15 protein-coding genes and 1 tRNA gene are annotated in these 17,017 nt (G+C 40.6%); 11 read left to right on the top strand and 5 right to left on the bottom strand.

Annotated elements, in window-relative coordinates; all coding sequences use genetic code 11:
• Positions 1-766 precede the first annotated feature (766 nt).
• From CXF72_RS03205 to CXF72_RS03215, 3 genes are all read left to right on the top strand, one after another.
• Complete coding sequence (locus CXF72_RS03205; RefSeq protein WP_101036838.1) at positions 767-1,726, top strand: ornithine cyclodeaminase family protein; 960 nt, start codon at positions 767-769, stop codon at positions 1,724-1,726.
• Between the two features lie 94 nt (positions 1,727-1,820).
• On the top strand, positions 1,821-3,305 hold the full coding sequence (nhaC, locus tag CXF72_RS03210; RefSeq protein ID WP_101036839.1) for a Na+/H+ antiporter NhaC: 1,485 nt from the start codon (positions 1,821-1,823) through the stop codon (positions 3,303-3,305).
• Positions 3,305-4,582, top strand: a complete 1,278-nt coding sequence (locus CXF72_RS03215) for an NAD(P)/FAD-dependent oxidoreductase (RefSeq protein WP_101036840.1) — start codon at positions 3,305-3,307, stop codon at positions 4,580-4,582. Before nhaC ends, CXF72_RS03215 begins: the two co-directional genes overlap by 1 nt.
• A gap of 422 nt (positions 4,583-5,004) precedes the next feature.
• Here the strand turns inward: CXF72_RS03215 and CXF72_RS03220 are convergent, their stop codons facing one another.
• The 4 genes from CXF72_RS03220 to CXF72_RS03235 all read right to left on the bottom strand — a co-directional run bounded on the left by CXF72_RS03220 (position 5,005) and on the right by CXF72_RS03235 (position 8,510).
• Positions 5,005-6,003 (bottom strand): Preprotein translocase subunit SecY, encoded by a 999-nt coding sequence (locus tag CXF72_RS03220; protein WP_101036841.1) that lies wholly within the window; start codon positions 6,001-6,003, stop codon positions 5,005-5,007.
• 321 nt (positions 6,004-6,324) lie between these two features.
• A complete protein-coding gene (locus CXF72_RS03225) occupies positions 6,325-7,083 on the bottom strand; it encodes an IS5 family transposase (protein WP_101036842.1) in 759 nt (252 codons plus the stop codon).
• 342 nt (positions 7,084-7,425) lie between these two features.
• On the bottom strand, positions 7,426-7,842 hold the full coding sequence (arfB, locus tag CXF72_RS03230; RefSeq protein ID WP_101036843.1) for an alternative ribosome rescue aminoacyl-tRNA hydrolase ArfB: 417 nt from the start codon (positions 7,840-7,842) through the stop codon (positions 7,426-7,428).
• 41 nt (positions 7,843-7,883) lie between these two features.
• Complete coding sequence (locus CXF72_RS03235; protein ID WP_101036844.1) at positions 7,884-8,510, bottom strand: tRNA-uridine aminocarboxypropyltransferase; 627 nt, start codon at positions 8,508-8,510, stop codon at positions 7,884-7,886.
• Positions 8,511-8,539: 29 nt separating this feature from the next.
• On the opposite strand from CXF72_RS03235, the gene rrtA reads away from it, so the two are divergent.
• The 3 genes from rrtA to CXF72_RS03255 all read left to right on the top strand — a co-directional run bounded on the left by rrtA (position 8,540) and on the right by CXF72_RS03255 (position 12,153).
• Positions 8,540-9,124, top strand: a complete 585-nt coding sequence (gene rrtA, locus CXF72_RS03240) for a rhombosortase (RefSeq protein WP_101036845.1) — start codon at positions 8,540-8,542, stop codon at positions 9,122-9,124.
• A gap of 199 nt (positions 9,125-9,323) precedes the next feature.
• Positions 9,324-10,433, top strand: a complete 1,110-nt coding sequence (locus CXF72_RS03245) for a GGDEF domain-containing protein (RefSeq protein WP_101036846.1) — start codon at positions 9,324-9,326, stop codon at positions 10,431-10,433.
• Between the two features lie 382 nt (positions 10,434-10,815).
• Positions 10,816-12,153, top strand: a complete 1,338-nt coding sequence (locus CXF72_RS03255) for a Na+/H+ antiporter family protein (protein ID WP_101036858.1) — start codon at positions 10,816-10,818, stop codon at positions 12,151-12,153.
• A gap of 352 nt (positions 12,154-12,505) precedes the next feature.
• On the opposite strand, the gene CXF72_RS03260 is transcribed toward CXF72_RS03255, so the two are convergent.
• Positions 12,506-13,456 (bottom strand): AEC family transporter, encoded by a 951-nt coding sequence (locus tag CXF72_RS03260; RefSeq protein ID WP_101036847.1) that lies wholly within the window; start codon positions 13,454-13,456, stop codon positions 12,506-12,508.
• Positions 13,457-13,795: 339 nt separating this feature from the next.
• Between CXF72_RS03260 and CXF72_RS03265 the strand changes: the two genes are divergently transcribed.
• From CXF72_RS03265 to CXF72_RS03285, 5 genes are all read left to right on the top strand, one after another.
• Positions 13,796-13,871: transfer RNA gene (locus tag CXF72_RS03265), tRNA-Arg, on the top strand.
• Positions 13,872-14,033: 162 nt separating this feature from the next.
• Entirely contained in the window at positions 14,034-15,281 is a 1,248-nt protein-coding gene (locus CXF72_RS03270; RefSeq protein ID WP_101036848.1) for an integrase domain-containing protein, read from the top strand.
• Positions 15,278-16,018 (top strand): hypothetical protein, encoded by a 741-nt coding sequence (locus tag CXF72_RS03275; RefSeq protein ID WP_101036849.1) that lies wholly within the window; start codon positions 15,278-15,280, stop codon positions 16,016-16,018. Before CXF72_RS03270 ends, CXF72_RS03275 begins: the two co-directional genes overlap by 4 nt.
• Positions 16,019-16,096: 78 nt before the next feature.
• A complete protein-coding gene (locus tag CXF72_RS03280) occupies positions 16,097-16,351 on the top strand; it encodes a helix-turn-helix transcriptional regulator (RefSeq protein ID WP_101036850.1) in 255 nt (84 codons plus the stop codon).
• An 8-nt stretch (positions 16,352-16,359) separates the two neighbouring features.
• Complete coding sequence (locus tag CXF72_RS03285) at positions 16,360-16,794, top strand: hypothetical protein (protein WP_101036851.1); 435 nt, start codon at positions 16,360-16,362, stop codon at positions 16,792-16,794.
• Positions 16,795-17,017 lie beyond the last annotated feature (223 nt).

The following is a 17,017-nucleotide window of genomic DNA, read 5'->3' on the forward strand; positions in this document are numbered from 1 at the left end:
AAAACAAAAGGGATAAAATAATATGCGCACAAATTAGTGTGATTAAACACCAATTGAAAAAAAATGCTTATCGGCGTTGATGAAACACCCCGAACAACAAGAAAATGATCAGGGCGACGAAATCCAAGCAATCGGTACCATCTAGGATTTACCCCCCCCCCCCCTGATGCACTGCCCCTTAATCGTCAGACCGATATCCTAAAAAGAGTGGGCTTCGACAGAACAGTTGTATAAGGAAAGTAGTTGTGGGTAAATTTGGTCGGTTTCCTTTGAGCTAGAACGCCAAATATTGCAATAAAATTTACCGATCATGTTGGAAACGAACGATGCACATAAAGCGCACAACACGAGGTAAATTAGTGTGGTGCAATCAATGATGGTTATGTGAAGTATGCAGACCCCGTATACGAGGTCCGTACGGTTCTGCGAGAGGAATAAGGCATAAGTATCACCCTTTTATTCAATGCTTGAGCCGTAAGCATCAATGTCGTCCGCCAATTATTGAGGTACAAGACCACACTAAGCAGATAATTGGGTTTTTCGGCCTTTAGAAGCCAATCCGTATCTGGGCAAAATGATAGCCGTGTTCAGCGCTGTTTCAGGCAAGCAAGTCGCGACGTGCCAGATTATTTTTGATGATAATCCCGTATACATGATGGATTACCGTCACTTCAATAGTCTGGGTCAAAAACTTCATAGTTTGAGTCATCGATTAAAATTTTCACGCTCGCTATTATAACAAAACATTAACAAGGAGATTACAACTATGCAACTCAATCCAACTCAAGTCCAGAATGCACTGCCCTGGGATACCCTAACTGCTGCCCTAAACGACATCTTTACCCGTGATGTCTGCTCACCCGTTCGCCATCACCATACCGTCAATGTGCCAAATGAGATGAGTGCTACCTTGCTATTAATGCCAGCCTGGCTAGAAGGGGAATATCTTGGAATAAAGCAGGTTAATGTATTTCCCGGTAACAATGCCCGTAATATCCCAGGGCTTAGTAGCCATTACATGCTTAGTTGTGGCAAAACAGGCCAGCCATTGATGCAGCTTGATGGAAATGAACTTACGGCCCGCCGTACCGCCGCTGCATCAGCGCTGGCTTCAAGCTTCTTATCCCGTGAAGATGCCAGTGTTATGCTAATGGTAGGCTCAGGACGGATGGCTAGACGCCTGATCCCTGCCCATATGAGTGTACGTCCAATCAAAACAGTCCAAGTATGGGATCGCAATGAGTCGAAAGCCCAGACATTAGTAACAGAGCTCAAAAACGATGGTATAAATGCCGAAGTTTGTAAACCAGCTGAGCTGCAAGCAGCTGCCCAGCTGGCAGACATTATTAGTTGCGCCACTATGGCAACCAGCCCTTTAATTTTGGGCGACTGGCTAAAACCAGGGGCGCATCTTGACCTAGTGGGTAGCTTTACCCCAACCATGCGAGAAACAGACAACATTGCCATGCAACGTTGTTCAGTGTTTGTTGATACCCAAGTCGGCGCACTAAGTGAAACCGGTGATCTGATCATCCCAATACGCGAGGGAGCTATTACTGAAGGAAAAATCATTGCTGAGTTTACTCAGCTTTGCAGCGGAAAACATAAAGGTAGATCCGATTTGATAGACGCCGACAACGCGGTGACCCTTTTTAAATCTGTGGGTGATTCCAGAGAGGATCTCGCAGCAGCAATTCTAGCTTATCAAAGGACAAACAGGGATTAAGCTTCCTATCCTTTGGGGCTTTTAATATAAGGGAGCCCCTTCATTTATCCCTAACAATAACTAGAATACTAATTCTATCTTTAGGAGTTTTATTATGAAGCAAAAACAATCACCTAATATTGCCATCCCAAGTCTGGGAGTCGCATTAATCCCTATTATTCTCACCATGGGATTACTGGGCATGCAGATCTTTTACTATGATGATTTTACCCCTCATATTGCACTTGCTATTGGTTTTGCAATTACAGCACTCGTAGGTTGGTTTCAGGGCTTTCGCTGGAAAGATATTGAGGCTGGCGCTTTTCATGTACTGCATGTAGCAATGCCTTCAATTGCTACCCTCATTGTTGTAGGAATGCTGGTAAGCACTTGGATTGCCAGCGGCACAGTACCAACACTGATTTATTACGGACTTGAATTAATTCAACCTGAGTGGTTTCTGGCGGCAACCATGCTGCTGTGCTCTGTGGTTTCACTGTCTATTGGCTCGAGCTGGACAACAGTGGGCACTGTCGGTCTGGCGCTGGTTGGGATCGGTACTGCCTTTGGCATTCCAATCTACTGGACTGCTGGTGCAGTTGTATCCGGTGCCTTATTCGGTGATAAGGTTTCTCCGCTATCGGATACCACTAATCTGGCAGCAGCAGTAACCGAAACCAATGTTTTTGATCATATCCGCAATATGATGCCCACAACCATTCCGGCGATGATTATTGCGTTGATTATTTACTTTTTGGTTGGTGGGCAAAGCACTACAGATACGATACAGCTGGAGCAAATAGATTTATTTAAACAAGGGCTGGAGGCGAATTTTGATATTGGTTTTTTACCACTGCTCCCTTTGCTGATTGTGATGGCCATGGCCTTCTTTAAAGTGTCGCCGATTCCAGCCCTATTTACCGGTTTTATTGTGGGTGCTTTACTCGCGGTGGCTAACTACGGCTATAACTTCAACGAAGTGCTGACTTTTGCGCATAGCGGTTTCAAAATCGAGACTGGAACAACTTATCTTGATGCTCTACTGAACCGTGGTGGCGTAACATCCATGACATGGGTCGTCACTTTGATGATGTTTGCACTGTCATTTGGTGGAGCTCTGGAGCATACAGGCTGTCTTGAGTCAGTTGTCAGTTCGATCATGCGTAAAACAAAGAATTTCAAAGGTCTGCAGACCAACGCTATCTTAACTTCGATTGCTACTAATACGGTTTCTGGTGATGTTTACTTGTCTCTTGCTTTGCCAGGTCGAATGTATGGGCCAGAATATGATAAGTTAGGTTACAGTCGTCTTAACCTATCCCGAGCAATTGAAGAGGGAGGGACGATCGTTTCTCCTCTTATACCATGGAATGCTGGTGGTGCTTTTGTCATGGGGACGCTAGGTCTAGCGGTAACACCAGGTGACTACAGTAATTTATTGTATATACCATTAGCTTTTGCATGTTGGTTAGCTCCAGTGATTGGTATTTTCTATGCGCAAATGGGATGGTTTTCCAAGAGAGCAGAAGCTGAAGATAAATCAGACCAGCAGAGCGACGAGACTGCGGTAGCACATAATGAAGCACAAGGAGTTATTTGATGAATGGTACCAGCACAGACAAAACAACGGGATCTACATCTGCCACTGTTGCGATTGTTGGGGCTGGTGTTGTTGGTCTTTGCACTGCGCTTGAAGCGCAGCGTAAAGGCTATCAGGTTACTTTGCTTGACCGAGACGAACCTGGTATGGGTGCATCGTTCGGTAATGCCGGTTATCTGGCAACCGAATTGATTGATCCGCTTTCAACCGGCAAAACACTTAGATCGGCACTGTCCATGTGGCTTAACCCAAAGGGTCCTCTGTTCCTGCCTCTCGGTTATATGCACCGTATTCTGCCTTGGTTAGCTCGCTTTATCTGGGCGGCAAATCCATCGGATGCTGCTATCAGTCGTTTGGCGCTGGTTCAGTTGAATCGAGCGGCCGTTCCAGCGTGGAAACGTTGCCTGGAAGATATAGATGCCAGCGAGCAACTGGTTAAATCTGGTTATCTTCTGGTATGGGAGTCAGCGGATAAACTGGAGGATGCCAAAAAACATGCAGCTTACATGGCACAATGGGGCGTTAAAACAGAGCTATTACAAGGCAAAAGCCTATTAGAAAAAGAACCTGAGTTGGCTGAAAATATCAGTCATGCTTTGTTTTTTCCTGAAGCTTGCAGGATGAGAGAGCCTTATCTGCTATCTAAGCTTCTGCTATCGGCCTTCCTGAATCGCGGTGGAGAATTTATTCAGCAGGGGGTGAATGCCTTACACGTTGAAGACGGTGATTTATCAATTCGGACTGCAGCCGCTTTATTCAAGTTTGATCATATTATTGTTTGTACTGGAGCATGGAGCAAAAAATTATTAAAAGGGGTTGGCTTACAAGTGCCATTGGAAGCCGAGCGAGGCTACCATCTAACGATAAATGCCAAACATATACAGCTTAATCATCCGATCGGCTCGGCTGAGCGTCGAATTGTAATGAGTCCTCTGGACTCGGGCTTGCGAGTGGTTGGTATAACTGAGCTAGGCGGGTTAAAACTGCAACCGTTCAAACGTCGCTTTAGCTCGCTTCATTATCATAGCCGTATGCTATTATCACGGCTAAACAATCCGGCACTAGAGGTTAGTGAGTGGATGGGACACCGTCCTACATTGCCTGATTCATTGCCAGTGATAGATAAACACCCTACCCATCCTCAACTGTTGTTTGCATTTGGTAACCAGCATTTAGGGCTGACTCAAGCAGCAATTAGTGCTGAATTAGTGGTGGGACTGATGACAGGTACAACCCCTGAAATCAATACAGAGCCTTTCAGGGTGGATAGGTTTTAAGTCAGCATGTTACTACTCAACTCAGCGCTGCAGTGGAGCAAAAAAAAAGGCAGAATTATCGGTGCTGATATCGGTGTTCAAGATGAATTTAATAAAACTTAGCCCTCGGATTCTATTTATCCTCCACTTTAAAAACGGGCTTTAGTGAGCTAAATTTTTACTCCTATCTTGTAAAGAAGCGATATTTTATAGTTTTCACAAAAGTGCAGACAAGCACTGAATGGCACGGCATTAAGCTTAAAATATATAGATAATGGGGTGTTCAGTGTGATTTTACATTCTGCGACAATTCAATTTAACTCATTAAGTGCATGTTTATAGGTCTATTTACAAAGTCTGTAAAATCAATTCACTCATTGAAAACCCTTAAAAACAGGAATTATCTCTTAATGCAGTGCCATTCAGACAAGCACTCTTTGTCTTCAGACGGATTCACCGTGCCAATTGAAATGACGATTTGCTTTTTGAGTGACCAGACCTTTTTCTAATAAACCAAAAAAGATCAGATCAACTTCTTCAGCACTGATAGCAAGCTTATCGGCAATCGCTTTTTTAGTGCAGCGAACATCGCCCTTCAGTAATACATCCAGTGCTTTTTGAAATAAAATATCAGAGCGCGAGATAACCATTTCATGATCTACAGCAGGGCTGTGTTGGGTAATTTCCGGTGGTTGCGTGAGGCTTTGCGGCAGCATCCCCGCCAGAGTGCGTCTAAACCTCTGCTCTTCGCCAATTAAGCCGACAAAAAATGCCGCAAAAAGATCCAATAAGACAGATAAAAATACCACTAGCCCCAGTTGAGCATCCGTGGTTTTGATCTTAAGTCCGTCGGCAATACTGCCAATCAGACCGAATACTGAGCCTTGACTGGCAACGGGTAAATGGTCCCTCTGCACCGCCAGTTCAACCTGTTCTTGGCGCAGTAAAGCATTCTCTTTTTGAATCCTGACAACCCCCGTTGCGATACGGTTGAGTTCAATATATTTTTCGGCAGCAATATTGTTTAAATCGATCTGCTTCTCGAGCGCCGCAATCTGCAGATTAAAAATAGCCACTTTATTTTGCTGTAGATCAACATAACGTTGCGCTGTATTAGTCGCACTATTAATGCCGCCTATACTGCCACCAATTGAGATAATAGCTAAGACGCTATAAAAGGAAAAGGCCGAAAAGGCCGCAATCAAATGACGCCTTGCGATACGTTCACCAAATTCATACCACGCAAAAAATTTACCTAATTCAAAAATTACGGCCAATGCGCCAAATAACACTTTCATCCAGGGGTTTTCGTCAATAGAAAGAAATAATAATAGAGAGAATATTATCGAGGCTAAAATGGCTGCGCCGGTGAAACTGTATACAACACTCATCGCAAAAGGGCCTTTAGTATGCCGTATACGCGTATTTTTTAAATTATTCATGATCTGCTAAGAATATTGAAATGGGAAATTGAAGCATATTGTAGATTGCCAATAGAAAAAACACCAGTCATCACCGGAGTAGACGGGTCATTATCATAAAAAAGTATTATTTTTGTAGTATTCAGTTACCCTCTATTTGCTGACTAGCTCGCGGTGGCATAATGGCAACAAGGGGAGCTTCCTGCCCCACTTGAGATTAAGTAGCTCCCTGCTTGTAGAAACAGTTTGAGCATATACCCATGATACTTCAAGATGCAAAGTCAGCAAGGAAAATTGTGCCGCGATGCTAGGGCGTGTTGATCTTTGCTGTATAAAATACACTCAACAATACATCGGTAACCACATCATCATAAATGCCAGTGATACCATGCTGGCATAATTTCTAGCCAACTTGTCATATCTAGTTGATATAGAACGAAAATGTTTTATGCGCCCAAATGCATTTTCTACTAAATGGCGATATTTATATAAGCACCAATCAACATCTTTTTGCTTTTCACCGTTATATTTCCGTTTGGGGATAACTGACTCCATCCCTTCTGATTCAATAAATGCCCTAAATATATCACTATCATACCCTTTATCTGCAATCACTATTTTAGCCTGACGGGTATGCTCTACTAAACTTTGAGCATGTGTTATATCGTTTCTTTGACCTTCCGATAGTTCAAAATAAATAGGAAAACCATTACTATCTACAGCAAGATGAATTTTTGTAGAGTTACCGCCACGACTTTTACCTATACATTCGCTATCTGTTGTAGCTGCGCCTGTACTATGTTGATGAGCACGAATTATTGAACCATCTATAAACACCCAATCAAAATCGGAATCTTTTGCTAACTCTTTGAATAAGTAGGATAAAACACCTTTCTTAGACCAAAGGTTAAAACGCCTGAAGATACTACTCCAGCCGCCAAACTCTTTGGGCAAATCTCGCCAGGGAATACCCGTTCTAAGTCGATATAGAATTCCCTCAAAAGTATTCCTGTGCTCTGGTTTATTATAAATACGACCTGTGCTTTTCATTAAATGAAGTAGCATTTCCCATCGTTTATCGGTTAACATTAATCTAGGCATGGTTTCGTGTTGTAGTTAGTTTTTGGCGAAATAAATTATAACGCGTTACCATGCTGTTTAAAAATTATACTCGAAAGATCAACACGCCCTAGGCATAAAATTGAAGGTTAGTTATTCTACATAGAGATTTTATAACAACGCAGATTGGTACAATTTGCCTTGCCCTACGGGGCACGAGCTCGAAAACCAGCGCTGCGTTGCACCAATCGCAAAGGGAATAACCATTACCTCATGTTGCGTCTTACTCTGGTCTTCGAGCTTGCGCCTGACAAAGCATCTTGAAGTAACATGGGTATAACCCTATTTGACAGAGGTTTTTAGCCTGTACAAACCGATTCATTATTAATCATCATTATTTTTACTGCGCAGATTTTTAATCCTTCCCCGTTGTGTTTTTTTATCCATGCGTTTACGTTGTGAGCCTTTTGTCGCTCTCGTGGCTCGACGTACTTTTTGGACCACGGCCGCCGAGACAATTAAGTTCTTTAAACGCTGCAGTGCATCATCTCTATTTTTCTCTTGAGTGCGGTGGCTCTGCGCTTTGATGATTATCACACCATCGCTGGTGATACGGCTGTCGGATAATGCTAATAATCTCTCTTTATAAAAATCGGGTAAGGTTGATTTTTTGATATCAAAGCGTAAATGAATCGCGCTGGAGACCTTGTTCACATTTTGTCCGCCGGCTCCCTGTGCACGAATGGCAGTCATGTCTATTTCCCAGTCGGCAATCTCGACATTATTTGATATTTTTAACATTGCACTCCTTTAACTTATAAATTATTTTTTAACTTTCTAGGTCACTTAAGACTTTCTTCAGATTTTGGTTTTTTATCCAGATAGTGCTTTTTATATATCGCCGCCGGCATGGATGCTATTTGATAGTCGATCATCTTATTAAAACTTGTTAATAAGGGGATAAATTTTTGTTTATCTTTTTCCAATTGGGAAAGTAAATAATAACCCGCTTCAACCGTCGACAAACCGTCGGCACGGGGTGATTTACGAATACGATACTCGCTTTTTTTATCTATATTAATGGATATTTTCGGCAAGTTCTGTAAAAAAACATTGCTCATCAATAATTTGTAAGCTTTTTTCCAACTGCCATCGAGTAAAATAAAAACGCTGCTGTCATTAATTTCTTTCATATTAACAAGCTGCTCCGCGGGCACTGCCGAGGCATCGGGGAAAACTAAATAACTATTCTGACAATCAAATAAACGGGCATCAAACAACACCCCCACACTGATTTTTGATCGTTTTAATGACAGTCCCAAAATTCGTGCAGTGCCTATCGCATTTTTTTCTTCACCAGGATCTTGCAATACGTGCACAAAGTGTTGATTATCAATTAACTGTATCGCTGAGCAAATACATGCCGATTGGGCTTTTAAGCAGCGTTTGCAAACGGCTCTTGTACTCATTTATAAAAACCTCGCCATAAAGGAAACCGATGCGCTCTCTTATTATCGAAACGTCATTGATAATATTACTGACTCTTATACTTTATTTGTTTGAGCCGGAAGCAGGTAAACTACTTGCATATTACCATAATGGCATAGCAGAAGGAGAAATTTGGAGACTGATTAGTGCGACGTTTTGCCATACTAATTTTAATCACCTGGCCATGAATGTCGCGGGATTAATTATTACTTTGGCATTATTTGTGGATCTGTTTAAGACTATTAAAATTCTCCCAATCATTATTTTCTGCAGTTTATTTATCAGCTTATGCCTGTTTTTCTTTGATACGGAGGTTATTTGGTATGTGGGTTTATCGGGTGTTTTACACGGTTTATTTAGCTACGGAGTGATCACCGATATTGCGAAGAAAGATCCCTGGGGTTATCTTCTGGGAGCTGGTCTGATGATTAAAATCATTGATGAGCAAATGTTTGGCGCATCGCAAAGTACGGTTGATTTAATTGCAGCAGAAGTATTAGTTAATGCGCATCTTTACGGCGTAATCGCGGGTTTTCTTTTTTTTACTTATAAAAAATATATCATACCACTATCTGTTAAAATTCATTCTAAGTAGTTCTGTTGCAGAATACCGTTGTAATTACTAATATTTCACGATGTTATAAAAAAAATTCACCTAATAGCAATGTTTATAAAGCGACAGGCTTTCTGGAAGGAAGTATTATAAGTTGTTAATTCAAAGATATCATCATAAGCGACTCTCTGTATTGCAGATAGTATTAGAGAAAATATTTAGCAGACATAGGGAGTATTGAATGCGTAAATGGTTACCCACCCAAGTGCAGTTTGGGATACAGAAAGACGGTATTAATTACAGAAAAAATGTCACTGCAAATTTGATTCTTTGCTTCGCTTTTTTTATGTTATGTTTTTATACTGCACTCTATTTTTACAATGGTGATGCGCCACCATTTTATAGCGATGGCGTGTTATTCATGCTTTTCCCTCTTTTATTACTTTTATTTAGAAGAAAAAAAAACACCCTCGCTCATATCACCTTATCAATTATGGGCATTTGCCTTTTGTATATTATTCATATCAATGAAGGCCGGCATTACCTGCCAATCTGGTCATTTATTTATATTTATGTATCGATGATTCTATATGGACATAAAACAGGATTATTACTGGCCATTGTTTATTACTTTGTCGTGTTATCAATGTTATATAGCTGGATTGGCCAATCTATGGACATCATCAGCTATATTCGCTTTACTTCAGTGGCACTGTTAAGTGTTGCCATCTCTTATCTTTCTGAGTATTTGATATGTAAAATATTAAATAGCTTAATTGAAACACAAAAAGAACTCGAAAAGGCCAACAAAACCGATCTATTAACTGGACTTTACAACCGTAGTCATTTTGATGATTTATTTACCAAAGAAATTAATAACACGAGACGGGAAAAAAACTTATTAGCCTTTGCGATCCTTGATGTTGATTATTTTAAATCTTTTAATGATACCTACGGACATCAAAGGGGTGATCAGGCCTTAATCACCGTTTCTAATCTGTTAAAAAGTAAATTAAAACGTTCAAGTGACGCTATTTTTAGACTTGAAGGAGACGAATTTGCCCTGTTATTTAAAGTGCAGAATGAAAAAGAAGCATTCACTACCCTTGAAGGCATTAGAAATGCGATTGAAGATCTAAAAATACCGCATTCAAACAGCAAAATATCGCACTTTCTCACCATATCTTGCGGATTAGAAGTGATCACAGCGGAGCATAATACAACCGTTATACAAGCCTATAAAAGCTGTGATTATTTATTATACAAAGCGAAACATGCAGGGCGTAATCAAATATCCCACTCATGCGAGCTGAGTATCATTGATCCCGTTAGGTTACAATTAGTTAAGTGAAGTTTATTCGGGCCTGTTTATCTTTCGGGATTGTTTTTGCAGCAGTTTGTAGATTCTTTATACAAGGCAGAGCTTATGCCGTGTAGTTATTCTACATAAATAAGCGATAACGCAGTAGAAAGGAGCTACAAACGCTGCCCGAAGGGTTCGGCTAAAAGCGTTTTACTCTTTGTTGCAAGGTATTTACTTAGAATGACTAAGCTGCACACCTCGCGTCGCGATTAAAACGCTTTTATCACGAACAAAAATTAACCACGAAAGATAAACAGGCCCTAATAACCCTTACAAAAAAGCGCCTAATATCATTAATTAAATTTGCCATCAAAAAATACTCGCGTAAGATGCCGACTTTATTTTATTTAATGAGTTAGGATAATTTATGATCAACCCCGTTGTACTCTCAGTCTGCGTGATGCTGGCTTTGTCTTTAATGCGTATTAATGTAGTAGTCGCATTAACATTAAGTGCATTAATCGGAGGGTTAAGTGCTGGTATGTCAGTCGCTGATACGGTCAGTGCTTTTGAAGGAGGATTAGGTGGCGGTGCAACCATTGCATTAAGTTACGCCATGCTCGGTGCATTTGCCGTGGCAATTTCTAAATCAGGTATTACCGATTTATTAGCGCAAACAGTTATTAATAAAGTGCATGGCAGGCACCCGGATCATTTAACCTACGTGATAAAATATGTGGTGTTATCTCTCATTTTATTAATGACTATTTCATCGCAGAATATTATTCCTGTCCATATCGCCTTTATCCCCATTTTAATTCCACCACTGATCAGCGTATTTACAAAATTACGTTTAGACAGACGCTTAGTTGCCTGCATCTTAACCTTTGGTTTAATCACCCCCTATATGGTTTTACCGATCGGTTTTGGCGGTATATTTTTAAATAATATTTTATTAAAAAATTTACATGATAACGGCCTGCAGGTAACCGCCAGCCAGGTCCCGACCGCAATGATCTTACCCGCTCTAGGAATGCTGACAGGTTTACTGATTGCAGTCTTTATTAGCTACCGTAAGCCGCGGGATTATCCTCAGGGAGAGTCGCAATTTACACCCGCAGAAAATGAAAAACCAGCAAAAACCCCCTTAAATAAACGCCATATAGTGGTTGCTTTGATTGCCATTTTAGCAACATTAAGCACCCAGTTATTGTCAGGCTCGATGATCGTCGGCGCATTGGCTGGATTTGTTGTATTTACCTTTGGTGGCGTTATAGCCTGGAAAGAAACTCAAGATGTCTTCACTAAAGGTGTGCATATGATGGCCATGATAGGTTTTATTATGATTGCCGCCGCAGGTTTTACAGCCGTAATGAAAGCCACCGGTAGCGTAGACACTCTGGTTGAGATGTTATCTGCAAATATTGGCCAAAATAAACCGCTGGCAGCAGCATTAATGCTGGTGGTCGGTTTGTTAGTGACCATGGGAATAGGCTCTTCTTTTTCGACTATTCCAATCATTGCAACTATTTACGTCCCCCTTGCTCTCTCCTTTGGATTTTCACCAATGGCAATCATCGCATTAGTCGGTACCGCCGCGGCCTTAGGCGACGCAGGTTCACCGGCATCGGACTCGACCTTAGGGCCGACAGCGGGTCTAAACGCCGATGGTAAACATGATCATATTTGGGATACCGTTGTGCCGACATTTATTCACTATAACTTCCCCTTAATGGTATTTGGCTGGATTGCAGCCATGAGTTTGTAACCCTTTAAAAAACGCCGGAAGGCTTTCAAAATAGTGGCACTAAAAAATAGCAAGCAGCTAAACTGCTTGCTTTTTTTATAGGGATAAAATAACTCATTACCGCTACTAGCTGTCTGCTATCTGCTGTCTGCACTCTGTTTCCCGCTCTCTGCTCCCCGCTATTCATGACTCGCTATTCATGACTCGCTACTCATTACTAGCTACTCATTACTAGCTACTCGTTACTCACGACTCATTACTAGCGACCCATTACTCGCGACTCATTACTCGTTACTCATTACTCGTTACTCACTACTCATTACTCGTTACTCGTTACTCGCCACTCATTACCCATTACCCGCTACCCATTCCCCTACATTAAATTAAAACTATAAAGCAGTGAAAGACCAATACTATAAGTAATCAGCGAGCCAACTGTCGTAGAGGCTATTAAATTTGCAGCTAAGGCCGCATTAGCGCCCATCGCCCTGGCCATGACATAACTTGCAGCAGCAGTCGGGGCGGCCGTCATCAAAAAGGTCAGCCCTAACGCGAACCCTCTAAAACCAAAAAAATAAGCCCCCCCGGTGATTAATACGGGAGCAACAATGATTTTTAGAATAGTTGCAAAGCCGATAATAAAACCATCGGAATTTAAGGTCTTTAAATGCAGGCTACCACCTGTACATAATAATGCCATTGGCAGGCTCATACCGGCAAAATATTGTCCTGCATCAAGCATCACATCGGGCACCGGTATGGCGAAGAAAAAGAATAAAACACCCAACAAAATGCCAATAATTAATGGGTTTTTGAAAATTGATTTAAACAACCCTAAACACATCTTAAAGCTCATTTTTTCTTGTTTAGGCATCAGTATTAACACCGATAAAACATTAAATAGAACAACATGAAATGCGACATAAACAGCGGCCAACGCAAGACCTGAATCACCATAAATATTATCAACATAGGCTAAACCGATAATAGCCAGATTGGATCGGAAAGCGCCCTGAATAATAGCCCCATGATCATCCCTATTGCGGGCTAACAGTTTAGTTAAAATAACCGCCAGTAGAAAAAATAAAATATTCGCCAATAGTGAATAAGAAATCAAGGAGAAATTAATATCAGCATCACGATCCGATTTCATAATATTAAGAAAGAGAAGGGTTGGTAAAGTGACCGTAAAAACCAATTTTGATCCGATCAAAATGAATTGTTCATTAATAAAATCTATTCTCCGGAGAAACCAACCCAGAAAAAGTAACAGGCAGATTGGCCCGGTCACCGAGAAAGAGAATATAAGCGACTCTAAAAACATAAACACTCCTTTATTACTTTTGGTTTTTAAGCAGATGACTGAATTTTGAGCTGTCGAAGGAAATGTCTGTTTTTATTTCAATGGGAGAGACCAATAACATTTAATAATGACGGTTTTCCGTTAACAATCTTCACTAATAACCGACTTTACTACAATGATTTGTTATTAGGGATTTTTTTTATCCTAATTATTCTATATAATTCAATTAGTTTACTGCCTTTCTACTACAGCCTGATAATTACAAGGTGAGCGGTGAATAAAGAAGAAATCTGATCCGAGATAATTGATTGTACCTTTAAGCAATTTTCCGTAAGCAGATAGGTATGAAGTAAGTATTTAGTCCCCTTAGTTCAGCTGGATAGAACAAGGACCTCCTAAGTCTTAGACGTGAGTTCAAATCTCGCAGGGGACACCACTTTCTACTTCAAGAAAGTCCAGCAAAGCCCACCAGCCTAATAAAACCCTAATGAAACGCGTGGTTAGCGTTCAACTACGTCCAGTAGCGATTTGTAATATCCAGAAATTTTAGCTACATTGTTAGTTACCCAAACTCAATGTAACTAAAAGTGGTGTTACTATGGCCAGAATTACCAACCCATTAACCAATACTGAAGTTAAACAAGCCAAAGCAAAAGAAAAAGAATATAGCCTTGCCGATGGTGACGGGCTGATGCTTAGGGTAAAACCTAACGGCTCTAAGTTATGGCTATTTAACTACTACCGCCCTTTCAGCAAAAAACGCGCAAATATCAGCTTTGGTCAATATCCAGAAGTAACACTGGCCGAAGCAAGAAAAAAACGCGCAGAAGCTAGAGCATTAATTTCTAAAGATATAGATCCCAAAACCCACAAAGAAGAATTAAACCACCAGAAAAAAGAAGCCTTAGAAAATACCTTTGGGGTATTAGCTGAAAAATGGATTGAATTAAAAAAGCAGCAAGTGACACCCAAAACCGCAGACGAAGCCTATCAAGCACTTAATCGCCATATTTTACCATCTCTTCAAAAAGTACCCATCCAATTAATTAAACCTAAGATGGTGATTGATATTATTCAGCCTGTTGTTAATAAAGGTTCTTTGGAAACCGCTAAACGTTTATGCCGTTTTATCAATGAAATAATGCGCCTCGCTGTTGCGTCGGGGATTATTGAAATAAATTATCTTGCTGATATTACTAAACTATTCCCCTCCCCAAAGAGGAGTCACATGGCAACTATTGAACCAAAACGATTACCCGAGTTAATGAACACTCTATGTAATGCTAGTATCACCAGAACAACACGCTGTTTAGTAGAATGGCAATTACACACAATGACGCGCCCTATCGAGTCAGCAACCGCCAGATGGCAAGATATAGACCTAGATAAAAAAGTATGGGTTATTCCAGCCGAACGCATGAAGATGAAAAAACCGCACACCATACCGCTAACACCGCAGACACTGGCTTTACTTAACGTGATTCATTCCATGAGTGGGCACTTAGAATACCTGTTCCCTAGCTTCAGAAACCCTAAAAACCACGCAAACAGCCAAAGCGCAAACATGGCACTGAAACGTATGGGCTTTGCTGGTGAACTGGTGTCACACGGTTTACGCGCCCTCGCCAGCACCACATTAAATGAACAGGGCTTTGATCCTGATGTGATTGAAGCGGCATTGGCACACATAGATAAAAATGAGGTGCGCAGAGCCTATAACCGCGCTGAATATATCGAGCGCAGACGAGTTTTAATGTGCTGGTGGTCAAACCATATAGAGGAATCAGCAACGGGGAAAATGGATATTAGTAACAGTTTTAAATCGTTAAAGGTAGTTAATTTATGAATGAAAACCTGCTAAAAAAATTACAAGACGAGCCTCAAGAAATACTATCAATTAAGTACATGGAGCTAGCATCGAATAGAGAGCTGTTATATAAAGCCTCAACAATTCACCTTAACAGGTTAATTCAGTGCCTAAATAAACAATCAAACAATTCAGCATGTTTAAAAGAATATGTGGCAGAAATTGAAAGTTGGTTAAAGCAAAAAGATTGGTGGCTAGCTCGAGATAATATTATCAAGGAGCTAAATAACGACAATACAAAACCACTATTACCATCTGCTGAAGAAATACTATTCTATATTGGAAACAAGTTCTCAAATGAAAAAGTTCATATAAGCAAGCACACTGAAATTATAAGGCTTTGTTTTTTTGCTTTAGAAAACAATCACTCAAAAGAAGAATACTTAGAAAGCACACTGCTCAAAGTAATCGCTTTATGGCCACAAACTATTGACCATAAATCAATACAAAACAGCCAAATAGCGAAAAAGAAACGAGGAACAACAAGCCCATTAAACCAATACATTGAGGAACTATTAAAAAAAAACCCTAACATGAAAGCTAAGGATATTTTCAATCGACTCAAGAATGAATGTGATAATAAAGAATCTGATTCAATTATCGAAGAATATAATGATGATGAGCTAGTGTGGTATCAAAACGATGAACGCAAAACAGCCCAATACAACACAATCAAAAGCACTGTTTCAAGAATCAATAAAAAAATTAAAAAATAAAGTTGTGCTAACCAGTTAGCAAATACACCCCCATATATGATCCCTCATAGTTCTAATAAGACACTAAGAGAGGTAATTATGTACAAGCAAGCACACCCAGAATTAATCCGTAGACCTGAAGCCCTTAGACGTACAGGGCTTTCAAAATCCACTTTATATAATCGCATAAATTCTGGACTATTCATTCCCCCAATTAGCTTAGGTTCAAGATCAGTTGCTTTTGTAGCTAGTGAAGTTGATGCCGTTATTCACGCGATGATTGAAGAAAGATCACCAGCAGAAATCAAAATATTGGTTTCAAATCTTATTCAGCAACGTAAAAAAACAGCCTAGGGGGTTACATGGAAAACATTATCTTCACCGCGCCAGAGGGCGCATTACCAGACTTAAATAGTCCAGCCTATTTATTGCTAAAAAGCCTGTCTGATAGAGGTAAACACCCAAGGGATGAATTCTGCCAATTGGTAGGTGGTGGCTTCAGAGCTTATCTACAGCAACTAATGGGTGGTTATTATCAGCACTGGTTAATCCATAAAGAAAACGGTCAAGTTGGCGACCGAAAACAAGCTTTCTACTGGCTCGATGAACGGCATTATTCTTGCGATTGGGAAGCCGATAAAGACGCACGAACCATAGCCAGAAAGCAATATAATGACCGATCATATTATGGCTGTAAAAACGCAGTAGAAAAGCTTCAGCAAAAGAAACAAGAAAAGGCAGAGGCAGACCAAGCATATAAAGAACGCATAGAAAGTAAAAAACTTGCCGTAACGTAATCAAAGCAAGCTTTCATATGAACTAGCTGGTGGCTCAAGTTTGACGACCAAACCACCAGCCAGTAACAAGAGTATAACCAAGCAGAAAGATAAATAATAGTTAGTAAGCACAAACCCTTGAAGCCATTCGCTATAAAGGTGTTCTTTATTGGACGTTATTTGTAGGTTTTTTACCCCTGAATATATACAGAGCAATAATGACCACCTTTTGAACGGCCTTAAC

This window comes from Psychromonas sp. MB-3u-54 (assembly GCF_002836415.1).
In the GTDB taxonomy this organism is placed as follows: Bacteria; Pseudomonadota; Gammaproteobacteria; order Enterobacterales; family Psychromonadaceae; genus Psychromonas.

Excerpts from the sequence above, each read along its gene's own strand:
- CXF72_RS03215 (WP_101036840.1), top strand. The coding sequence starts at position 3,305 with ATGAATGGTACCAGCACAGACAAAACAACGGGATCTACATCTGCCACT.
- CXF72_RS03225 (WP_101036842.1), bottom strand. The coding sequence starts at position 7,083 with ATGCCTAGATTAATGTTAACCGATAAACGATGGGAAATGCTACTTCAT.
- arfB (WP_101036843.1), bottom strand. The coding sequence starts at position 7,842 with ATGTTAAAAATATCAAATAATGTCGAGATTGCCGACTGGGAAATAGAC.
- rrtA (WP_101036845.1), top strand. The coding sequence starts at position 8,540 with ATGCGCTCTCTTATTATCGAAACGTCATTGATAATATTACTGACTCTT.
- CXF72_RS03280 (WP_101036850.1), top strand. The coding sequence starts at position 16,097 with ATGTACAAGCAAGCACACCCAGAATTAATCCGTAGACCTGAAGCCCTT.
- CXF72_RS03235 (WP_101036844.1), bottom strand. The coding sequence starts at position 8,510 with ATGAGTACAAGAGCCGTTTGCAAACGCTGCTTAAAAGCCCAATCGGCA.
- CXF72_RS03260 (WP_101036847.1), bottom strand. The coding sequence starts at position 13,456 with ATGTTTTTAGAGTCGCTTATATTCTCTTTCTCGGTGACCGGGCCAATC.
- CXF72_RS03205 (WP_101036838.1), top strand. The coding sequence starts at position 767 with ATGCAACTCAATCCAACTCAAGTCCAGAATGCACTGCCCTGGGATACC.
- CXF72_RS03275 (WP_101036849.1), top strand. The coding sequence starts at position 15,278 with ATGAATGAAAACCTGCTAAAAAAATTACAAGACGAGCCTCAAGAAATA.
- CXF72_RS03220 (WP_101036841.1), bottom strand. The coding sequence starts at position 6,003 with ATGAATAATTTAAAAAATACGCGTATACGGCATACTAAAGGCCCTTTT.
- CXF72_RS03285 (WP_101036851.1), top strand. The coding sequence starts at position 16,360 with ATGGAAAACATTATCTTCACCGCGCCAGAGGGCGCATTACCAGACTTA.
- nhaC (WP_101036839.1), top strand. The coding sequence starts at position 1,821 with ATGAAGCAAAAACAATCACCTAATATTGCCATCCCAAGTCTGGGAGTC.
- CXF72_RS03270 (WP_101036848.1), top strand. The coding sequence starts at position 14,034 with ATGGCCAGAATTACCAACCCATTAACCAATACTGAAGTTAAACAAGCC.
- CXF72_RS03245 (WP_101036846.1), top strand. The coding sequence starts at position 9,324 with ATGCGTAAATGGTTACCCACCCAAGTGCAGTTTGGGATACAGAAAGAC.